Source organism: Paenibacillus aurantius, from assembly GCF_032268605.1.
GTDB classification, from domain to species: Bacteria; Bacillota; Bacilli; order Paenibacillales; family NBRC-103111; genus Paenibacillus_AO; species Paenibacillus_AO aurantius.
In genome coordinates this window covers 1,102,946-1,123,293 of sequence record NZ_CP130318.1, presented here as the reverse complement: position 1 = coordinate 1,123,293, position 20,348 = coordinate 1,102,946, and the positions used below count along the sequence as shown (strand labels likewise).

The 20,348-nt window shown below is 58.0% G+C and carries 22 protein-coding genes and 1 other annotated feature; of the genes, 2 read left to right on the top strand and 20 right to left on the bottom strand.

Going from position 1 to position 20,348, the window contains the following annotated elements; translation table 11 throughout:
* Nucleotides 1-175 precede the first annotated feature (175 nt).
* Nucleotides 176-482: a binding site (T-box leader), on the top strand.
* A gap of 119 nt (nt 483-601) precedes the next feature.
* Nucleotides 602-1,603 carry a tryptophan--tRNA ligase gene (trpS, locus tag MJA45_RS05515; RefSeq protein WP_315606270.1) on the top strand — a complete coding sequence of 334 codons (1,002 nt, stop codon included), beginning with the start codon at nt 602-604 and terminating at the stop codon, nt 1,601-1,603.
* Between the two features lie 180 nt (nt 1,604-1,783).
* Nucleotides 1,784-2,119, top strand: coding sequence for a hypothetical protein (locus tag MJA45_RS05510; RefSeq protein ID WP_315606269.1), 336 nt, complete (start codon nt 1,784-1,786; stop codon nt 2,117-2,119).
* A gap of 100 nt (nt 2,120-2,219) precedes the next feature.
* On the opposite strand, the gene MJA45_RS05505 is transcribed toward MJA45_RS05510, so the two are convergent.
* From MJA45_RS05505 to MJA45_RS05410, 20 genes are all read right to left on the bottom strand, one after another.
* Nucleotides 2,220-2,816, bottom strand: a complete 597-nt coding sequence (locus MJA45_RS05505; protein ID WP_315606268.1) for a DedA family protein — start codon at nt 2,814-2,816, stop codon at nt 2,220-2,222.
* 107 nt (nt 2,817-2,923) lie between these two features.
* Nucleotides 2,924-3,982: an FUSC family protein gene (locus MJA45_RS05500; RefSeq protein WP_315606267.1), complete on the bottom strand. Its 1,059-nt coding sequence runs from the start codon at nt 3,980-3,982 to the stop codon at nt 2,924-2,926.
* A 254-nt stretch (nt 3,983-4,236) separates the two neighbouring features.
* Entirely contained in the window at nt 4,237-5,214 is a 978-nt protein-coding gene (locus tag MJA45_RS05495) for a polysaccharide deacetylase family protein (protein ID WP_315607941.1), read from the bottom strand.
* Between the two features lie 164 nt (nt 5,215-5,378).
* Nucleotides 5,379-6,020 (bottom strand): response regulator transcription factor, encoded by a 642-nt coding sequence (locus tag MJA45_RS05490; RefSeq protein ID WP_315606266.1) that lies wholly within the window; start codon nt 6,018-6,020, stop codon nt 5,379-5,381.
* The gene (locus tag MJA45_RS05485) at nt 6,013-7,074 is read right to left on the bottom strand and encodes a sensor histidine kinase (RefSeq protein ID WP_315606265.1); all 1,062 of its coding nucleotides are present in this window, start codon (nt 7,072-7,074) and stop codon (nt 6,013-6,015) included. The genes MJA45_RS05490 and MJA45_RS05485 overlap by 8 nt, the downstream gene beginning before the upstream one ends.
* A gap of 47 nt (nt 7,075-7,121) precedes the next feature.
* Nucleotides 7,122-7,781, bottom strand: coding sequence for a cell wall-active antibiotics response protein LiaF (gene liaF, locus MJA45_RS05480; RefSeq protein WP_315606264.1), 660 nt, complete (start codon nt 7,779-7,781; stop codon nt 7,122-7,124).
* A gap of 183 nt (nt 7,782-7,964) precedes the next feature.
* Entirely contained in the window at nt 7,965-8,687 is a 723-nt protein-coding gene (locus MJA45_RS05475; RefSeq protein WP_315606263.1) for a PspA/IM30 family protein, read from the bottom strand.
* A 1-nt stretch (nt 8,688) separates the two neighbouring features.
* Nucleotides 8,689-9,087 carry a PspC domain-containing protein gene (locus MJA45_RS05470; RefSeq protein ID WP_315607940.1) on the bottom strand — a complete coding sequence of 133 codons (399 nt, stop codon included), beginning with the start codon at nt 9,085-9,087 and terminating at the stop codon, nt 8,689-8,691.
* 7 nt (nt 9,088-9,094) lie between these two features.
* Nucleotides 9,095-9,763 carry a PspA/IM30 family protein gene (locus MJA45_RS05465; protein ID WP_315606262.1) on the bottom strand — a complete coding sequence of 223 codons (669 nt, stop codon included), beginning with the start codon at nt 9,761-9,763 and terminating at the stop codon, nt 9,095-9,097.
* Nucleotides 9,764-9,786: 23 nt separating this feature from the next.
* Nucleotides 9,787-10,080: a hypothetical protein gene (locus tag MJA45_RS05460; RefSeq protein WP_315606261.1), complete on the bottom strand. Its 294-nt coding sequence runs from the start codon at nt 10,078-10,080 to the stop codon at nt 9,787-9,789.
* 244 nt (nt 10,081-10,324) lie between these two features.
* The gene (locus tag MJA45_RS05455; protein ID WP_315606260.1) at nt 10,325-10,555 is read right to left on the bottom strand and encodes a hypothetical protein; all 231 of its coding nucleotides are present in this window, start codon (nt 10,553-10,555) and stop codon (nt 10,325-10,327) included.
* Nucleotides 10,556-10,761: 206 nt separating this feature from the next.
* The gene (locus MJA45_RS05450; RefSeq protein ID WP_315606259.1) at nt 10,762-11,940 is read right to left on the bottom strand and encodes a GIY-YIG nuclease family protein; all 1,179 of its coding nucleotides are present in this window, start codon (nt 11,938-11,940) and stop codon (nt 10,762-10,764) included.
* A 193-nt stretch (nt 11,941-12,133) separates the two neighbouring features.
* Nucleotides 12,134-14,710 (bottom strand): transglycosylase domain-containing protein, encoded by a 2,577-nt coding sequence (locus MJA45_RS05445; protein WP_315606258.1) that lies wholly within the window; start codon nt 14,708-14,710, stop codon nt 12,134-12,136.
* Between the two features lie 273 nt (nt 14,711-14,983).
* Complete coding sequence (locus MJA45_RS05440; protein ID WP_315606257.1) at nt 14,984-15,814, bottom strand: aldo/keto reductase; 831 nt, start codon at nt 15,812-15,814, stop codon at nt 14,984-14,986.
* 144 nt (nt 15,815-15,958) lie between these two features.
* Nucleotides 15,959-16,570, bottom strand: a complete 612-nt coding sequence (locus tag MJA45_RS05435) for a hypothetical protein (protein WP_315606256.1) — start codon at nt 16,568-16,570, stop codon at nt 15,959-15,961.
* Between the two features lie 124 nt (nt 16,571-16,694).
* Nucleotides 16,695-17,153 carry a ferritin-like domain-containing protein gene (locus MJA45_RS05430; protein WP_315606255.1) on the bottom strand — a complete coding sequence of 153 codons (459 nt, stop codon included), beginning with the start codon at nt 17,151-17,153 and terminating at the stop codon, nt 16,695-16,697.
* Nucleotides 17,154-17,247: 94 nt separating this feature from the next.
* Nucleotides 17,248-18,597 carry a sodium-dependent transporter gene (locus MJA45_RS05425; protein WP_315606254.1) on the bottom strand — a complete coding sequence of 450 codons (1,350 nt, stop codon included), beginning with the start codon at nt 18,595-18,597 and terminating at the stop codon, nt 17,248-17,250.
* Nucleotides 18,598-18,775: 178 nt separating this feature from the next.
* Nucleotides 18,776-19,249: a nucleoside deaminase gene (locus tag MJA45_RS05420; RefSeq protein WP_315606253.1), complete on the bottom strand. Its 474-nt coding sequence runs from the start codon at nt 19,247-19,249 to the stop codon at nt 18,776-18,778.
* A 57-nt stretch (nt 19,250-19,306) separates the two neighbouring features.
* On the bottom strand, nt 19,307-19,762 hold the full coding sequence (gene infC, locus MJA45_RS05415) for a translation initiation factor IF-3 (RefSeq protein ID WP_315606252.1): 456 nt from the start codon (nt 19,760-19,762) through the stop codon (nt 19,307-19,309).
* On the bottom strand, nt 19,759-20,298 hold the full coding sequence (locus MJA45_RS05410; RefSeq protein ID WP_315606251.1) for a hypothetical protein: 540 nt from the start codon (nt 20,296-20,298) through the stop codon (nt 19,759-19,761). The genes infC and MJA45_RS05410 overlap by 4 nt, the downstream gene beginning before the upstream one ends.
* Between the last annotated feature and the right edge of the window lie 50 nt (nt 20,299-20,348).

Genomic DNA, 20,348 nt, shown 5'->3' with positions numbered 1-20,348 from the left:
GAAGCTGGGATGGGCTTGGGGTCTGTTCCCCTAGTGTAGCATAGGAAGCCGGAAAATGGCCATTCTTCCACCTTTCCTTTCTCTCTATTGTGCGGCAAAAAGGAAAAGAAATGCAATCGCCGGAAAACTTTCTAGTGACAAATCCTCTTAATCGGCGTACACTGATTCTCAATCTAACCAGACGATGAAGAAGAAGAGTAAGCAGCCCCAAGCCGCTTCAGAGAGCTGATGGCGGGTGAGAATCAGTGCGGCAGGCTGCCGAATGGGCTTCGGAGTTCCGGACCGAACGAAGGGCTTCCTCTACCCGTATGGGCAGAGGACGGCCATCCTTCCGGTAGGCTGCGGCGGGACGTCTCCCCGTTACCCGAGACAGGCGCCCAGAGCGCCGGATGGAAGAACGCCGAACGTTCCTTCCATCCATCAGAGGGAGTCCGTCTCAAGCGGACTAAGTAAGGTGGCACCGCGATAACCTCGTCCTTAATAAGGGACGGGGTTATTTTTATTTTTTTGGCTTTTGGAAAGGGGGTGATGGCCGTGGATGACGGCTGGTGGTGGCGCTGCGATCGTAAGAACCTATACCAAACAAACGGAGGAATGAACCATGAAAGAACGTTTGCTGTCCGGCGACCGGGTGACGGGCAAGCTGCATCTCGGCCACTACGCCGGGAGCCTCAAAAATCGCGTCGAGCTTCAGTACCGCTATGACACTTTCCTGCTGCTGGCCGACGTGCAGGCGCTGACCACGCACTATGACCGCCCCCAGTTGATCGGGGAGCATTTGCGCCATGTGGCGCTGGACTACCTGGCCGCCGGAATGGATCCGGAGCACGCTACCTTCTTCGTCCAATCCCTTGTTCCCGAGATTGCGGAGCTGACCGTCTACTTCTCCATGTTCGTCACGGTCAACTCCCTGCGCCACAATCCGACGGTCAAGGCGGAGGCGGCGGAGCGGGGCTACACCCAGCTCTATTACGGCTTCCTCGGGTATCCCGTCAGCCAGGCGGCCGATATCGCCTTCTGCAAGGCGACGCTGGTTCCCGTCGGGGAGGACCAGCTCCCGCACATGGAGCAGACCCGGCGGATCATCCGGCGCTTCCACGAGCTCTACCGCCCCGTTTTCCCGGAGCCGCAAGCGCTGGTCGGCGATTTCCCCCGGCTCCCCGGGCTGGACGGCCGCGGCAAGATGAGCAAGAGCCTGGGCAATGCCATCGCGCTCGATGCGTCCTCCGGGGAAGTGAGCGAGAAGCTGAAGAAGGCGAAGACCGATCCCGCCCGCATCCGCCGGGACGATCCCGGCCATCCCGAAATCTGCCCCGTCTTCGCCTACCACGAGGCCTTCCGTCCGGAAGGGGCGGCGGAGATTCGCCGGACCTGCTCGGCCGGAACCATTAGCTGCACCGCCTGCAAGGAGAAGATCGGCTCGAGCCTTAACCGCCTGCTGGACCCTATGAGAGAGCGCCGTGCCGCTTTTGCTTCCCAGCCGAAGAGGGTCGACGAGCTTCTGCTCGAGGGTACGGCCCGGGCGAGAGCAATCGCCGCCGAAACCATGCTTGAGGTAAGGGAAGCCATGGGGCTCGCTTATTTCGGCGGAGACCGGCGATAGCCGTCTTCGGCCCCCTGCTGATCCCCTCCCTTCCCTCCACCTAAGCCCTGTCCGGACCGGCCCATGCCGGCGGATGAGGAGACCTCTTACAATTGGGCGCTTCCCCCCGGGCATTCGTCTAAGCCGCGGCCCAGCCGGCGGAATAGGATGGAGGGAAACCTGATTCGTGGAGGTGTTACAATGTATCCGATTCATCCGGTTACCGTGGAATCGTGCAAGCCGCACTACGGCCGACTTGTCTGTGCTGTTATGCAGGACGGTACGCAGCATATCGGCATTCTGAGCCGGGTTCACGGGGGCAAGCTTTACTTAAACGAGAGCGCGGAAACCACTTCAGCCTCAACCCGGAGCAAAAGCAAAGGCAAGGGCAAGGCGAAATCCGCCGCTTTGGGACCGGAGGGCTTTCCCCCTCCTCCGGGACCGGACGGCTTCTTCCCTCCCCCTCCTAACGCCTTTGGCGGAAGGCTTGTTCTTGACCTGACGGCCTTGGCCCTGCTGTTCCTGGTCATCTTGTAGAGCCCCTGCCCCTGGCCCAGCCGCCAAAAAAACCAAGGAACGGGTTTCCGTTACCTTGGTTTTTTGGGTTTGGGCTAGAGGGCGGCTTCCGGATAAAGCGCTAGGCTTCTTCCCTCCGGCGCTTATAAAGCCGCCATCCCACCAGCGCCGCGGCGGCTGCCCCGTATCCGATATAGAGCAGATAATGATGCATGGTGTGGGAGAAAGTGAGCCAAGATCTGCCGGCCATTCGCCCCAGGGTGACGAAGACGAAGGCCCAGACAAGTCCACCCGGAGCCGCATACGCGAGAAAGGTCCGGTAAGGCCAGCCGCTGATCCCGGCCGAGTAGGCGCTCAAGTGCCTAACGCCCGGGATGAAGTAGGAAAGCGTCACGGCATACCGGCCGAACCGGGTGAACCACTTCTCGGTACGCCGTAGTTTCTCCTCCGTCAGCCCGATCCGGGCGCCATACTTCTCCAACAGAGGAGTTCCGAACCGCCGGCCGATCCAGTAGCTGAACGAAACGCCGCTTATGGCTCCGGCCGATGCCGAGAGGAGTGCGGGCAGATAAATCAGGTCTCCCCGATAGACCAGGTAGCCGGTAAAGGCCATCAGCACTTCGTCGGGGATGGGGAGGCCGATGAGTCCGAGCATCATAGAGGCAAATATTCCGGGATACCCGAGACGCGCCAGGTAACCCAGGATCCGCTGTTCCATAAGAGACCGTACCTCCTATAAGGCTGACTATCCCTCCTAGTGCCTTATCCGTAGTGTTGTGGTACTAGTATACCCGAAAGCCCGGGCTCTCCTCACCGGCCCCTCTCTTATCTCCGCAGCCAGGCAGGGAGGAGGGATTCGCTCTCTCTGTCTTCCGTCCCCTTCAGGTAATGCTCCACCAATCTATCCAGACGAAACAGCTGATGCCCGTAATCGTACATGGCCGATGCTACGATGGTCAGCCTTACGGGGCCGTCCTTCCCGCCGTCCATGCGGCAGGCCGTCTCCTGAATGAACGCCTCGTTCTCCCGCTCATTCAGATGGGAGGCGCTGTCTGCTTTGATTTTGCCGTCGAATTTCAGCATGATATGCTCATGCAGCTTGATCAGCCTCTCCAGGTGGGCGTCATACCGCTTATCCGTCTCCGCCGAACGCGCCGCCTGAAAATAGTGCTGCTCCACCACGTCAAGGACGGTCAGTCCCGTCCGGAGGCCATGCAGCATCTGCTTATACACCACAAGAAGACGCACCTGGCCGAACTTTCCTTTTCTCAGCCGCTTGATCTCTTCCTCGAACAACTTGTATTTCTCCGACAGGGAGTGAAGGGAGTCCTCCAGTCCCCGTTTTTCCTCACGAAAAACCTTTTCCTTGATTTCGTCTGAGATGACGGTGCGAAGCAGCAGCGAAAGCTTGTCGAACACCGTATGGATCTGAACGATGAACTGCTCCTTAGGCCTCGGCGGAAAGAACACAATGTTGATCAGACAGGCCGAGGCGATCCCGATTAAGCTTAACAGGAACCGATTCAAGGCAAATTCCCATTGGCCGGAGGCTTCCATGACCGCAATGACGGTGACGAGTGTCAGCCCGACGGTCTCCTCCATGCCCATCTTGAGGCAGATCATGATGACCAGAATGCAGACGAGCCCGACGGCGATCGGCTTATTGGAGAAGATGGTCCCCGCGCCCATGGCGAGTGCGGCTCCCAATGTGTTCGTTTGAAGCTGCTCGAGGAAATACCTCCAGGACCGGTAAATGGAAGGCTGCATGGCGAAGATGGCCGCCACCGCCGCGATCACCGGGGGCTTGAAGGCGAGCAGGTCGCTAATGTACAGCGCCAGCGTGACGGCTATGCCGGTTTTGAGCACCCTTGCCCCGAACGTCATGCCCTTCCCTCCTTTTCATTAGTCTTGCCTGTTTCTTCTTACCCAACTATACCGGCAGAAAAAAGACGGCCGCAGCCGCCTGATCCCTTGCTCCTTCTATTTTCGGTATTTCTGGCTCATCCCCCACATAAAGACGCCGCAAATGATAATGACGGCAATGACAACGATCCAGGTGGAATCCACGATGGCTCTCCTTCTTCCTGACGCGATTCCTCTATTGTAGCGGGTCGTCTTCTCTCCTGCAAGGAGGCCGGTTACTTGGCTTCTTTAATCCCGTACAGCTCCGGAACCGTGACGAAGGTGTAGCCGTTCTGCCTCAAATAATCGATGATCCGCGGCAGGGCTTCCACTGTATTGTCCAGATTGCCGTTCTTCCCGCCTGCGCTGTGCTGCAGAACGACGGCACCCGGGGCGGTTTCTTTCCTAAGGTATTCCAGGATGGTCTCCACCGGGGTAGCGTCCCAGTCCCGGGTGTCCACGGTCCAACCGGCGAGCCGGTGCCCCGAAGCGGTCACATCCGCCTGTACCTGCTTGTTGACGGCTCCGTAGGGAGCACGGAACAGCGAGGGCACATAGCCCGTAATGCTCTTCAGCGTCTGGTCGGTCCGGCTGATTTCCTTAAGAATCTCTTCATCCGGAAGCTTGGTCAGCTGGGCGTGGTCCCAGGAATGGTTTCCCAGAGAATGACCTTCCGAGGCAATCCGCTTGATCATGCCCGGATAAGCTTCCGCATGCTTGCCGATGACAAAGAACGTGGCTTGGATATGCTGGGCTTTCAGGATATCGAGTATTTGCGGAGTGTACTTGCCGTCGGGGCCGTCATCGAAGGTGAGGGCCACCTTCTTTGCCGGATCGGCGGGAGGATAATTCCCTGCCCCCGTCTGCGGCTTCGCGGGAGCCGCACTCGGCTGCGGCGTGGCCTGCGGCTCCAGGCTAGGTGCCGGGGATCCCGTAATGGCCGGCGTGGCCGAAGGCTTGGCGTCGGCCGGTTTGCCCGGGCTCTGTGCGGTCCCCGGCGGCACCGTGACGGCGGGTTTCGGCCCGGTCCCGTCCGCCTGGACGGCTTTGGCCGGCAGGGCCGGCCCTTCAGGCGGTACCGCCTCGGCCTTAGGCAAATTCACAATCACCGCGGCCGGCGACGGCTGCGGCGGAACGGCGGAACGGCTTTTGCGCTCCTTCGACAAAACCTCCGTCGCTCCTAGAGCGGCGGCCGCGGTTACCGCGCAAATCATCAAAAGGTGGTACCTCCGCAAACGGGGTTTTTTGCTCTTTTTCTTACTCTTCGGCATGCACTTTCTTCTCTTTCTACTATATAATGACAATCTATCAAATATAGTATAAAACGAAGAAAAAGTTTTGTCGCCGCTTAATTTTTTTGGCGAAAAAAAAGAGATGCCTACTCGACGAGACCGTGCCGATACGCGTAGATGGCCGCCTGCGTCCGGTCCTCCACGCCAAGCTTCGCCAAAATATTGGTCACATGAAACTTGACCGTCTTGATGCCTATGTAGAGCTCATCCGCCACGTCCTGGTTAGACTTGCCCGAAGCGACAAGGCGAAGCACCTCCATCTCCCTCTCCGTCAGCTCCTCATGGGGAAGCTGGGACGGCTTTGGCTGGCGGAAGCGGTTCATCATCTTCGAAGCGACCTGGGATTCGATGATGGGCTGGCCCTTGGCGGCCGCCCGGATCGCCTGGGCGATCTCGGTGGCGCGTGACGTCTTAAGCAGGTAGCTGAACGCTCCCGCTTCAATGACCGGGTACATTTTCTCGTCGTCCAAGAAGGAAGTCAGGACGATGACCTTGCACTCCGGGCAGATTTGCAGGAGGCGCCGGGTGGATTCAATCCCGTCCATCCCCTCCATGACCAGGTCCATCAGGACGACGTCCGGCTTGTATTCCTGCGCGAGCCGGATGCCGTCCGCCCCGTTGCTCGCCTCTCCTACCACCTCGATGCCTTCCTCCGTTCCCAGCACGGCGGCCAGACCGATTCGGACCATTTCGTGATCGTCCACAAGCAGTACCTTGATATCATCCATGCTCGTACCGTTCCTCCCTTGGGCCGCCGAGAAGCGGTACCCGGATTTCAATTCTCGTTCCCTTTTCGGGAGCCGTGACGATATTGATCGTCCCCCCGATCTCGCTGACCCGCTCTCGCATCGACACGAGCCCGTAGGAAGCATGCTTGGCGGAATCGAGAACGAAGCCTACTCCATTGTCGCGGATCGTCAGACGCACCGCGTCAGGCGGGTGGACCAGCTTGATCTCCATCTTCGTGGCTTTGGAATGCCGCAGCGCATTAGACAGCGCCTCCTGCACGATACGGAACAGATGGTCCTCGATTCCCTTCGGCAGCTGGATTTCCTCGTCCATGTCCCAGCCGATCTCGATCGGAACCTTGGCCTGAAGCTCGACAAGAAGCTCGCGAAGCCCTTGGGAGAGCCGCTTGCCCTCGAGATGGACGGGGCGCAGATGAAGCAGAAGCGCCCTCATCTCCGACTGGGCGACCGACGACATCTCCTCGATGAGGAAAATTTGCCGCTGCGCCTTTTCGAAGTCCTTGTCCAGCGTCCGGCCGACGGCCGTGGCGGTCATGGAGATGGCGAACAGCTGCTGGCTGACGGCATCGTGCAGGTCCCGCGCCAGCCTTTGGCGCTCTTCGACAACGGCCGAATATTTGGCTTTCTCGGCAAGCTGCGCGTTGTTGTTCGACAAGCGCTGGAGGGAGGTCACCTGTTCCTCCCACTTCTTGCCGATCCGGTTGACCTGGTCCCCGAGACGGCCTATTTCATCCTCGCCCAGCTCGGGAACCGTCCGGGAGAAGCTTCCCTTCTCCAGGTACAGCATGCCTTCCCGCAGCTGCTCCAGCCGGCGGCTCGTCCGGCTTCCGTTCCAATAGCCGTAGGCGGCGCCTATTCCGGAAACGACGACCAGCAGCATAAGGCCGATTTTGACGCCTTCCTGCCAGGTCTCCACCGGCTTCAGAATGCCATAGGTATTCAGCAGGTAAATCACCACGCCAAAAAGAAGGAGGCCCAGGAGGCACGACTCCCACATGCTGCGCCAGATCATATTGGTCAGTCGTTTGTTCATCCCGGTTCCTCCTTCCTTTCAGGGCGCGGCGGCCTGGGCCGTGTCCTCTATAAAACTTTTATGTCTATATCTCCTACGATAAAAGAAACGATCAGTTTCACCCGGTTCTCGGCACTGGCGTAATTAGGGGAATGCCAATCGAGCCGGTTCATAACGCCGGCCCCTTTGTCCGCGCCTACATCCAGCTGGCCGAAGAGGATGCTGCCCTCGACGCACACGCCCACATCATCGGGAATGATGACGTCGATATCCCCGACAAGTCCCCGGAGGACTAGGGTCACTTCCTTCTCCTCGAAGATGGCGAGCGACAAGTCCAGCCGGGTCTCTCCCACCACATGGCTGTAGCTCATGCTTCTAAGCACCCAAGGATCCTGATCGTGCTTGACGCTCTGGATGAAATGCTTGCGTTCCAAGGCCGGCCCCTCCGGCTGGACATCTCTCGTTTTCAAGTAGTAATAACCGACCGCTATGAGGACAAGAGCGAGGATGACGGTAAAATGCTCCCCTGCCACCAGCAGTAAGCCTATTCCTAAAATGACGTAACCCTTACGGTCCGAGTTCCCCCGGATCCGCTGGATGCCAAGCAGAATGAGCAGGATCCCGATAATGGAAAAAAAGCCGACCGTTTTCTCGATCAGCAGGAAAAGACCCGCCGCAATCAGGAGGAGATACGTATTCCGCTGTCTGTTGTTTCGGCTGTTGTCCATCTCGCACCTCCCTGCGGGCGTGTCGGCTGTTCTTGCTCAAAGGAAAAGCCATAAAGGCGGGTTGCTTGCCCTATGGCTTAATCCTAACCAACTATATCATAATTTTTCGGCCTGCTCAAAGGCATTTTAGGGGGCCCGGCCGGGTTACCGGCCGGCTTCCCCTTGCTGCCCCAGCTCCTTTGATCAAGCTTCGGATCCGGGTTCCCGGCCTTGCTCCGGTGCGGACGGCGCCGCGCTTCCCAGCTTGCTCTTCAGCAGCTCCAGCTGCTCATCGACCTTCTGCTGCTTGGCCGTATCCACCGGCTGGTAGGAGCCGCCTGCACTTCCCGGAGTATAAGGAACGCGGGCGATTTCGGCCTGAACCTCCATCTGCATGATCTTCTCCTCCATGCGGTGGAAGCCGCGGGCCGCCTGGCCGCCTCCGATAACACCGTTGTACGTAACCTGGGCCATCTGCTGCTTAGCCTTCGCCAATTGGGCGCGGGAAACCAGCTCGTTGCGCTTGTTGCGCATTTTGTAGAATTCGTCCTTCATTTCGTGAAGCTGCTTCATCAGGTCCTCGGCCTGGCCTTTGGACTGGGCGTGCATATCGGTGTACTCGGCCAGCTTCTGGTCGTAGTACAGCTTCTCCTCAAGCGCCTGGCGGGCAGCGGCTTCCTGGCCGTTCTTCAAGGCTTGAGCCGCCTGGGCTTCCCGGTCGCCGGCCAGACGGGCCGTTTCCTGCAGGTGCTGCTGCAGCTTGCGCTCGTTGGCGATCTGCTTGGCGACGGTCACCTCCGCCTGGGCGATTTCCTCCTCCATGTCGCGCAGGTACTGGTTCAGCATGATGATCGGGTCCTCTACCTTATCCAGCACTTCGTTAACCGATGCTCTCGTCATATCCTTAATCCGCGAAAATACTCCCATGTTATACCTCTCCTTTTTCGTTTTCGTATTTGGCCAGCTTGGCGCGAAGCTCTTCCAGTTCTTTCTTCATGGCTTTCTGTTCAATGGATTTCATCATCTCGTCCAGATCGTCCTTGGCCGCCTGCTGAACAGGCTGGGCTTTCGTATAGGTTGTCGTCCCGCCCATCGGATAGGAAGGGACAGGGGGCGAGGAGGGGAAGAAGGGGTCGTTAAACACCGGCTCCTTCGGGATCACCAGGCTCGCGATAATGTAGATGGCGATCATGGTGCCGGCCGAGAAGAAGGCCGTTACCACGAAGACGAGCCTCAGGAGCGTCGCATCGACGTTAATCATCTCGGCAAGACCGCCGCATAATCCGAACAGCTTGCTGTCTCTTCGGGACCGGTACAGTTTGGTCATCACTTCATCAGGACTCCTTTTCCAGTTTTTGGCGAAGCTTGTTCAATTCCACCTCAAGGGCGGATTGCAGAGCGCTTCCCGCTTCGTAGGCGGCCTCCCGCGTCATCCGGCGGACGTCCCGCAGCGACCGGGCTTCGAGCTCCCAGGCGGAGACTTTGTCCTCGAGCCGGTTAAACATCCCGGGCGTGCCCGCCGCACCGGCTCCCGCCATCCGCTCGTTCATCCGCTGCTGCAGACGGACCGTTTCCATCCTCGCCTGGTAATAGCTTCGCTTGGCGGCAACTTCGGTATACTCCGCCTTCAGTTCCTTTAGCTGCGCTTCGAGCTCCAGCAGCTGAGCCTTGCATTCCTCGTACAGAGCTCCATACTGGACGCTCTTTTCTTCGTTCGTTATCTTCTCCTGGAGAGCGAGGCGGGCCACCTCTTCTTCGCCGGCCTTCAAGGCGACGAGCGCTTGCTGCTCCCGCTTGTTCTTCGTCTCGAGCGCCGTCAAGTACTGCTGGCGCAAGGACTGGGCATGACCGAAGCATTGGGAGTGAAGCTTCTCCGATTCCCGGATCTGCTCCCGCTGCCGCGCCAGGTAGTTGTCGATAAGCCGAACGGGATCTTCCGACCGTTCCAGCTTGTCGTTGAGGGTGGCGACCGTCATGTCCCTCATCCGCTTAAGTATGCTCATGCTTTTATGTCCCCTTCCCCGAATTAATACGCTCTGCTTCTAAGTACCGATATTCCGTAGGCGATCATCCCAATGCCGATCAGCAGGCCGATCAGTCCGCTCAGCTTGCCGAAGAGGATGATGCCTCCAAGAATCATCAGCGCGAGACCGATGATTTTCTTCCCGTTCTTCAAGCCGATGTAGCCGAAGATCAGCATGGCTGCCGGAATGATAAGGCCCATCAGATGGCCGAGCCCCCAGGCGAACTTGTCAAACAGGATCAAGGCGCCGCAGACGATAAGGACCAGGGCGAATCCGCTTTTTCCGTTCAGTTTCATATTCGTTCACCGCCTTTCCCGATGTGTTCTCTTCTTCATGTCTTTATTGTAGGGCAAACGGAAGCCGGCCAAAACGGACCCTCGGCGGTTTATGGACTGGACCTTAGTCGGGGTTCCCACCCGGACGTAAGATCGAACAAGCCGTAAGCCCAACGGAAAAGGAGCGGAGGCAGCAAAAAAAAGGCGAAGCCCGGGGGCTTCGCCTTCGTTATCTCCTCATCACAAGTTCGGTTGAGGAAACGGCTTAACGCTCGTATTCCTCATCTTGCTGCGGGTCGGGCACGAGCCCTTCCTGCTTGAGGGTCTTGTTTGTTTTCATCCCGTCCATATCCTTGCCGAGCTGCTTCATCTCGTCCAGATTCGGGGCCATTCCGTTCATAACCTCATGCACATTGCGGTTGGATTTATGGGAAGAGTCCTTGATTTCATGTTCTACGACGGTTTTGAGGTCTTCGTTTTTGTATTTTTTATCCATTTGAATCTCCTCCTCAGAACTTCAAGCTATAGCCTTATTTACCCGGCAACCAAACAAGTGAAACAGGATGGGCCGGATAAAGGGCCAGGCCGGTGCCCCTAACCAGCTTATGCGCGGGAGGAGCGGATAAGACCCGGGGGGCTTTCCTTAGGAAAAAGACCTGCCTTCGGAAAAGCCGGCTTAACGCGGGAAGGGACCGGGCTGCCTTACGCTTGAGCCTGGCACTCGGAGGAGGCGGCGGCTTCCGCTGCACCGGATACGCGGTATTCGTAGTTTTGCCGGCTAAGCTGAAGCAGCTCGAACTTTAAGCCCCGTTTCGGAATGGTTAGACGGATTTTATCTCCTCGCAGGGCGTTTAAGGCCTTGCGGACGGCGGCCGGGTTGCCGAGCCGGTTGACGATGAGCTCGTCCGGACGCTGCTTCCCCCTGTACTGCTCCAGAAGGAAACGGTCGCAGGCCTCGTCCGGCTCCACTCCCTTGTCGAGGCCAAGCAGGACAAAATCCCGCACCATTCCTTCCCTCAGCTTGGTGATCATGACCTCTTCCCGACCGAAATAGAGAACATCCTGGTCGATGGCGGCTTCCCGGTCCACGATTTGCTTCGCATAGGTTTTCTCCAGGAGCCGGATGTGGTGAAGCATATTATTAGCCTTCTCGAATTCGAGGTTCTCGGAATATCTCTCCATTTGCCGGTTCATTTCTTGAAGCAGACCGGCTCCCTGATTCTCCAGCAAGGAAGCAGCGGCGGCTAACGTGCGGGCATACTCCTCATCGCTTATCCGGCCTTCGCAGATGCCGCTGCATTTGCCGATATGGTAAAGAAGGCAGACCCGTTTCGGCAGAGACCGGCAGGAACGGATCTTGTAGTGATCCACCAGAAATTCCAAGAGCGCATTGCGGAACCGGGAGCTGGCATAGGGGCCGAACCGTCTCTCTCCCGGGATTTCGGCCGCATAGGGCTTCTCGGATCGTCCCTTTCGGGTCTCTCCTCCTCTCCCGGCGTCCGTCTTTTCCCGGGCCGTTCCTTTGCGGTTGCGGTAGTAGACGTCAAAACGCGGATACGGCTCGTCCGTCAGCTTAAGATAAGCATACCCGCTGTTGTCCTTCTTGAGCGCCCGATTGTAATAAGGCTTGTACTGCTTGATTAAGTTATTCTCGAGCAGCAGGCTTTCCGACTCGTTGTTAACGAGCACCACCTCAATATCCGCAATTTCGGCGACGAGCTGGCGGGTTCTCTTCTTGGGGAGATTTCCCCGGAAATAAGAACGAAGGCGGTTGCGGAGATTTTTGGCCTTGCCCACGTAGACAATTCTTCCGTCGGAGCTTTTCATCAAGTAGCAGCCGGGTGATTCCGGATACCGCTTGGGTTCAAAAAGAAAAGACATGCGCCGGGCTTCCCTCCTGGTTTACAATTTCGTCTTTGGCGTCGAGGGTGTCGAATGCTTGTTCGATTTCTATGTCTATTCTACCTTCGTTATGTAAACTTTTCCACCCCATTGAATCGGTTTCCACGAAATGGTCAACAAAAAAAGCCCCGCACCGGGCGAAAGCCCGATACGGGGAAAGTGGACAGATGGGTTAGGAGACCGGCTTGGCGGTTTCCTGGGTCTTGGGAGCTGCCGTCGGGGTAGGGGCAGGCGCTGGAGCTTGCGTCGGAGCCGGCGTGGACGCCCCGCCGCTTCCGGTACTGCTCGTCGTCGTGCCGCTAGTCGTTCCAGCGGACGTGGTCCCGCCGTTCGCCGTACCGCCCCCTGTCGTACCGGCGGATGTCGTTCCACTGCCGGATGGGGTTCCCCCGCTCGTCGTGGTGCCGCCCTGCGGTGTCTTGCCTCCAGACGCCGTCGAGCCGCTGCCCGACGAAGCACCGCTGCCGGAAGCCGTACCGCCCGATGGCGTACCGCCACTATCCGCCGTCGTGCCGCTTCCTCCTGCCGCGGTTCCGCCGGTACCGGCGCCCCCGGCTTCTCCTTTCCCGCTGCCGGAAGCCGGCACATTCGCCTCCTTCGCCGGCGGCTGCGCGGCTTTCTCTTCCACGGGTACGGGCTCCGCCGCCTTCGGCTTATCCCCCTGCCGCTCCCTTCCCGCGGAAGCGGTCTTCACGGCTGGCCGCTTATCGCGCGGCTCGGTGTAGGATTCGCCCTCATCGGCGAATTGGATTCCCGCCTCGGCATTGATCCGCTTGATTTCTCCTCCGGCGACGGCATAGCCGTCAGGCTGGCGGAAGGCCGTCACCGGTTCATCCTTCAGTGCCCGGGTCATCACCTCGCGGAACAGCGCGGCCGGAAGCTTGCCTCCCGTCGTCGTGAGGTAATGCTCCTTATTCGTCGATGGGTACCCGAGCCATACGGCGGCCACCAGCTCCGGCGTGTAGCCGACGAACCAGGCATCCTTGGAGCCGTCCAGGACCTCGCCGTTCTTATTGCGGAACTCGGCTACGTTCGGCAGCTGCACGGTACCTGTCTTGCCGGCAACCGGGCGGTCCATTTTGGCGTTCGTTCCCGTCCCTTCCTGGACGACCCTCTCCATCATGGCCGTCATGGTAAAGGCGGTGTTGGCGTCGAGCAGCTCCTTCACGACCGGCTTGGCCTCATGAAGCACCTTATCGTGGCTGTCGGTGATTTTGGTAATGGCATAGGCCTGGGACAGCTTGCCTTCATTGGCGAACATCGTGTAGGCCTGGGCCATGGCCAGCGGGTTCGTTCCCCGGGTCATCCCGCCAAGCGCCAATCCGAATACCCGGTCCTTGTCCAGAATGGGCAGGCCGGCCTTTCTTCCGAAGTCCATCGCCTTCGCGATGCCTACTTCCTTCATCAAGGCGACGGCCGGAACGTTATAGGACTGGGCGAGGGCTTCTTCTACCGTGACCCAGCCGTGGAATTTCTCCCCGTAGTTGTTCGGCTTGTAATTACCGAAATCCGTCTCCACGTCGTTAATCAAATCCTGGGGCTTGAAGCCGGCCTGGAGGGCAGGGGCATAGACCACGATAGGCTTGATGGCCGAGCCGGGCTGCCGTTCATTTTGCGTGGCGTAGTTGAAGCTCCGGTATTCGCGGCTTCCGGTCCCTCTTGCTCCGACCAGTCCGCGGATTCCCCCGGTTTTGGCATCCAGCAGAACGATGGCGCTCTGCAGCCCGCCTATATCTTCAGGGAAGAAGGACGGGTCGTTGTAGACCGCTTCCGCCGCTTCCTGCACTTTGGGATCCAGATTGGTGTAAATTCTAAGACCGGCGGACAAAACCTCCTGCTCGTCCATCTTGTATTTGTTGACGGCCTCACTGATGACATGATCCACATAGGAAGGATACTTATTGGACTCGGCAAGAATCGATTTCTCCGCCAGCCGAATCTCCTCGGCCTGGGCCTTGTCCCTTTCCTCCGCCGTAATTTTGCCTTGCTGCGCCATAAGGCTTAAGACCAGGTTGCGCCGGTCCTTGGCCTTTTGCGGATTGGCTACGGGTGAATAGCTGTTCGGAGCTTTCGGAAGCCCGGCCAGGAGGGCCGACTCAGCCAAGGTCAGCTCTTCGGCATTTTTGCCGAAGTATACCTGAGCGGCCCGTTGAAGCCCCCAGGCCCCCTGGCCGAAATAGATGTGATTTAAGTACATCTCCATGATCTGATCCTTGGAATAAGTTTGTTCGATCTTCAAGGCGGCGGCGGCTTCGCTTATCTTCCGCTGGAGCGTCTGCTCCGGGCTGAGCAGCATCGTCTTGGCCAGCTGCTGGGTAATGGTGCTTCCCCCCTGCACGACTCCCCCGTTTCTCAGATTCGTATAAAGAGCCCGGCTCAGCCCTTGAAAGTCTAGTCCGTGGTGCTCATAGAACCGGCTGTCTTCCACTGCCACGATGGCATCTTTCATGGTTCGGGGAAATTGGGAAACCGGTATGTATTCCATACGCGAGCTGGTCAGCTCCGACATGATTCCGCCGTTCTTATCGTAGATAACGGTGGACCGAGGAGGATCCGTATCCAGCTTGGAAATGTCCGTCGCCTGGTACATCGCCCATCCTTTGTTAGCCGCCCATCCTCCTGCGGCCAGTCCAATCACCAAGAAAACCAGCAGGGACCATCCCGCCAGCCTGACTACCCAGGACCTCTTGCGAGGCTTCTTCCCGGACTTCTTGACCGCCCCTTCTTCCTTTCCTTTCTCGTGCTTCATGGTTGTCCCCCCACGTATCCTGTTTTACCGTTACTTACCACACGACCGGGTGGACCAAACAGGGAAACGGAAGGAAGTTTACTTTCCCTTACCATAAACATCCAAATCGACAAGCCTCCATCGAGTGGTTTCCCGCTGAGACGTCAGGTTTCCCCATGGGGGCCTGTCCTTAAAAGACAAAAAACAACCCCCGCTTTAAATAAGCGGGGGTTGTCCAGCCTGAGTCTCCAGTCCCAGGGGTCCTCTATGACCAAAGCCCGGGAAGGATTTCCTTTAGAAATTGAAATTGTCCGGATCCGCTCCGAAACGCTGGTTCTCGTTCAATGCATCGATTTTGGCGATGTCCTCTTGAGTCAGCTCGAAGTTAAAGATGTCCGCGTTTTCGTTTATCCGCGACTCGGTAACCGACTTCGGAATCGTGACGATTCCGTTCTGAATATCCCAGCGCAGGATGATCTGGGCGACCGATTTGCCATATTTGCCGGCGATCTCGACCAGATCGGGGTGATCGAACTTTTTGCCCTGCATAAGCGGGCTCCAGGCCTCGATCTGAATGCCCTTGTCCCGGCAGAACTGGCGGAGCTCGCGCTGCGACAAGAGCGGATGAAGCTCGACCTGATCGACAGCGGGCGTCACTTCGCAGTCAGCCAGAAGGTCCTCGAGATGATGGACGTGAAAATTGCTGACGCCGATGGCCCGTACTTTCTTCTCCTTGTACAGCTGCTCCATCGCTTTCCACGTTTCCTTATACTTGCCTTTAACGGGCCAGTGAATCAGGTAAAGATCTATGTAGTCCAATCCAAGCTTGCTCCGGCTTTCCTCGAATGCCTTCAAGGTGCTTTCGTAGCCCTGCTCCGAATTCCATACTTTCGTGGTGACGAAAAGCTCCTCACGGGCCACTCCGCTCTCGCGGATCGCCTGTCCAACGCCTTCTTCATTGCCGTAGACGGCGGCGGTATCAATGCTGCGGTAGCCGGCCTTCAGCGCGTGCTTCACGCTGTCGATGACTTCGCTGCCTTCCTTTACCTGCCACACTCCAAAGCCAAGCCATGGCATGGCAACCCCATTGTTCAGTGTCGTCGTATCGGTGATGTGTTTGCCCATTCTGCTTTCCTCCTTCTGAACGTGTCTGTTTACACGGGTATAATACCACACCCGCAAGCCCAAAACAAAAGAACCCCCGAATCGCTTCGGGAGTCCTGCCGCCTGGTTGGCCCGGCCCTGCTGGGCAGCGGCCGCTTCCAACCATCAATGCCGAATGTCGGGAGCCGCCGGCTCTGTCCCTGCGGATTTTGTCAGACGGGCCTTCAGCTGGGCGAATTCCTCCCGCGTCAGCACCCCGTATTCGACAAGCTTGGCCAGTTTATACAGCTCATCGGAAAGCGTGACGGTTTCGGTCGAAGCCTCCAGACTGCGGGTGAGCCTTTTGGCGAGAAACGTCTTTTTCTGGCGGTTCAACCGTTCGATAAATTTCTCGGTTTCCTCCCGGCTCGGCTTGCTGTGAAAAAAGTCCAGATTCCCCTCGAACCCGCCTATGCGGATGTACGAGTCGTAATGCAGCCAGCACAGGAAGCCGCAGACCGCCGCCGCCCCGAGACAAACCAGTCCCGGGCCAACCGGCCGTTCGATTCCTTGCCCGAACAGGGAAACCATAAAGAACGCGGCGGAGAGGGCGAGGAAGGCCAGCGCCCCGAAGAAGGATTTTTTGGGAAACACGGTGAATTCGACCCTCCGGCTGCTCAACTCTTCAAAGGGCATGAAGTATTCCATCTTTTCAAGCCATCGCTTCGTGGAATAGACCAGCCCGTTGTCCACAATGCGAAAGGTTTTGGTGGTGAGCTTGCTTCTCTGGACCAGCATGGCCTCTCCCCCTTATTTCCCTGCCCATTTCCGTTCCCGGCCAAACGTCTTTCTTAACGGTGCTGGACGTTTTTTCGACCCTTACTGTTATGTAAGCCAATTAGGCCGGGAAGAAACAGGTTTCTTAAGAAGAAGGCCGTCCCGTCAAAAAGTAAAGAAACCAAACCGCATGATTCTGCTCGTCGGCCGCCGCGCGGCGAAAGCTCTCGCTGATGTAAGGATCGGATGCGGTGTTTGCCACTTCGTGATAGAAATCAACCGTGTCCTGCTCATCCTCTATCGCGGTCCTAAGGCCTTTGGCGTACTGCTTGGCACACTCTTCCGTCATCTGGGGGCTCGGCTGCCTACCCGTCAGTGACGTATAGATCCCCGTAAAGGTCCGGTAATGACGGACCTCGTCCTCGCGGATTTCGAGAATCCGCTTCTTTTCTTTCTCGGATGGGGCAAGCTGAGCCAGCTGGTTGTAGCAGACAATCGCGCTGTATTCCCCGTTAATCGCCTTAACCAGGTCGTTAACCAGCTTCGGATCCGGCGCCGGCCGGTAGTAAGCATCCGTGTAGGGGTTCCCGTAATAAGGGTACATGGTTCTTTCCTCCTCCTTGAACGGTCTCTCCTACAGCTTATGGGCCAATGCCCGGAAGTGTGCCTGGGGGCGCGAAATTAATCGGGTTAAGAGGTTAACCGAACAAGCCGAGGGAATAGAGAAAGATGAGAAGAATCATAACCGGAGCCACATACCGCAGCACAAACAGCCAAATCCGGTAAAGCGGCCCGGTCAGTCCGGCTTCTTCTCCCGCCTTCTTCCAGGCATAGCCCGTGAACAAGGTAACGACCAGTCCTCCGACGGGGAGCAAGACATTGGAGGCGGCGAAATCGAGCAGGTCGAAGTAGGTTTTTCCCCCAAGGGTGAATCTGCTTAGAGGCCCTCCAACCGACAGGGCGGATGGAATTCCCACGAGAAAAATCAGGGCAGCTGTGCCCCAGGCGGCCTTCGTCCGGGCCAGCTTCCATTTTTCCATGGCGTAGATTACGGGCACCTCGAGAAGAGAAACCGCCGAGGTGAGCGCCGCGATGGCCAGCAGAACAAAGAAGAGTCCGCCGAAGAAGGTGCCGTACGGCATCGCCCCGAAGGCGGCCGGAAGCACGACGAAGATCAAGCTCGGTCCCTGATCGGCCTTCAAGGCGAACGCGGCTGAGGTAGGGAAAATAATCATCCCGGCCAGCAGCGCATAGAACAGATCCCCGAGACCGATGGCCGCTGCCGCCCCGCCGAGCGACTGCCGCCTGTCGACATAGGCCCCATAGGTAAGCATGGTTCCCATCCCAAGGGAAAGCGAGAAGAAGGCATGGCCAAGGGCAACCAGGGCGGATTCCGCCGTCAGCTTGGAGAAATCCGGCTTCAGGAAGAAGCGCACCCCCTCCATGGCACCCGGAAGCGTCAACGCCCTTCCCATCAGAACAAGCAGAATGACGAGAAGAGCGGGAATGAGAATTTTGTTGAACTTCTCAATGCCTCCCGATATGCCCCTTGCCACGACCCAGCCGGTCAGAACCATGACGACCAGAAGCCAGAAAACCGGAACATAGCTTCCGCTGAAGGACGCGAAGGTCCCCCCGTAGTCGGAGCTGGAGAATAGGCTGCCCGTAAAGGAAAGGAAGGCGTAATGAAGCGTCCAGCCCGCCACCACCCCGTAGAAGGACAGAATCATAAAAGCCCCCAAAATCGCCAGAAATCCAAAAGTCCCCCATACCTTTACCTTGGACAGATTGCGGAAGGAGGTGTAGGCACTCCCCCGGCCTCCCCGCCCGATGGTCATTTCCGCAAGCAGGACGGGCAGTCCCACCAAGACTAGAAAAATAACGAATAGCAGGAAGAAGGCGGCTCCGCCATATTTGCCCGTAATATAAGGGAATTTCCACATGTTCCCCAGACCGACCGCGCTGCCTATGGCGGCAAAGATAAAGCCCGAGCGGCTGAAGTGATCCGCGCCGGTTGGCGGCTGACCGCCGCTAGATTGATTGGACATCGATTCATCCTCCTTTCCATTTGCGCAGATAAGGCACTAAGTAAGGTTTACCCATTTCCGGGAGGTCTTAGCCGCCGGCGGCCAAGACCTCGGCCGGCGGGCATAACAAAAGACCAGTCCGACTGCCGGACTGGTCTTCTTAGGTGAAGAAGAGAAGGAGCCATCCTTGCTTCCTTCTTCAATACTCCTTCTTCGCGGCGGAGCGGGTCCAAGCCTGGAAAGGCTCACCGGTCGCCGCCGTTACCTTCCGGATCATGGGAATCGACCTTTTCTCCATAGGCCGATCCAGCTCCTCGTAGATGAAGGCATCGTCAAAGCCTATGGAAGCGGCATCCTCCTTCGTGCTGCCGAAGTAAATGGCGGCCGGACGCGCCCAATAAAGAGCACCGAAGCACATCGGACAAGGCTCGCAGCTCGCATACACCTCGCAGCCGGTCAGCTGAAAGCTTTGGAGGCGGCTGCAGGCCGCCCGAATGGCCTGAACCTCGGCATGGGCGCTCGGGTCGTAATGAGCGGTTACTTCGTTGACTCCCGTTCCTATGACCTGCCCGTCTCTCACGATCACACAGCCGAACGGACCGCCATGGCTGCTCGTTACATTGTCCGTGGCAAGGCGGACCGCCATTTCCATGAACCTCTCATCGTATGTCATCTGGTCACTCCCTTCTAGGTTCCGCCGGTTACGGATCGGAATTCCCCCGGCGCTGCCCTACAGCGGCATAAGCCGGACCGCCGCTTGCTTGCCGCTCAGCTGGATTCCCGTTTCTTTGGCGCCGCTTCCGGCCAAATCGCGGGCGAGCCTTTCGAGCAATTCCTTGGCTTGGGGCCCTTCCTTTCCCTTCAGCCTTATGGTCAGCTGGACGGCGTCTCCGCCCTGGAGCAGCTTCTCCGCTTGGCGCCGCTTCGTCTCGTAGTCATGCTCCTCAATCGCGGCGGTCAGACGAAGCTCCTTCACCTGAGAGCTTTTCTTCGCCTGATTTTTGGCTTCGCCCCGGGCGGTAAGCTTGCAGGGAGGCGGGCTTGCGGCCAGCGTGAGGCACACCAGATCGGCTTTGCCTTTTCTGGCCATCTCCAGGGCTTCGCTCGTCGGCACAATCCCGAGCTTTTCGCCGTTCAGACCCGTCAGGTCAACCTCGGGGGCTTTGATCTTCTCATTTCTAATCAATGCGCTTCCCTCCCGTTCCATTCCTCCCACCGGGACCGGTACTGCTCCAGCCGGGGATGCAGAGGCTCCCCGTTACGCTCTATCAGGAGCCTTGCCTTGCGGATCCATTCCTCAAAGGAAGAGTAACCCGCCACCTTGTTGGCATAGACGCCAGGGAGGAAGACAAAATAGGGACCTTTGTATTTCTCCATTAGAAACCCCAGCGAGGTCTCGACCGGGGTATACTTCTTCCTTTTCCCCTCCCACCTATCCACGGTGACGGAAAGCGGGTACTGCTTCCCGTGGATCACTTCCTCCACCACTTTAATCCGCTTCGAATAGGGAACCGTGCTCTCGATCCCCATCCGACGCAGCGTCTCCTCGGTCTGAGGGTACAGCACAAGCTTGGTGAACCCGCGTTCTTCGCACAAGCGGATCATCGCCTCGAGCTGTTCCTCGTCATATTCTTCAAAGGTCCCGAAGACGAACAGCGTTCCCTTCTTCCCCTCCGGCTCCGGCTCATAGCCGAACGGCACGGACTTGGGCTCGCGCGCCATACCGCTCCCTCCTTGTCAGGTCGTAATCGATTCTGCCCAAACGGGCAGCA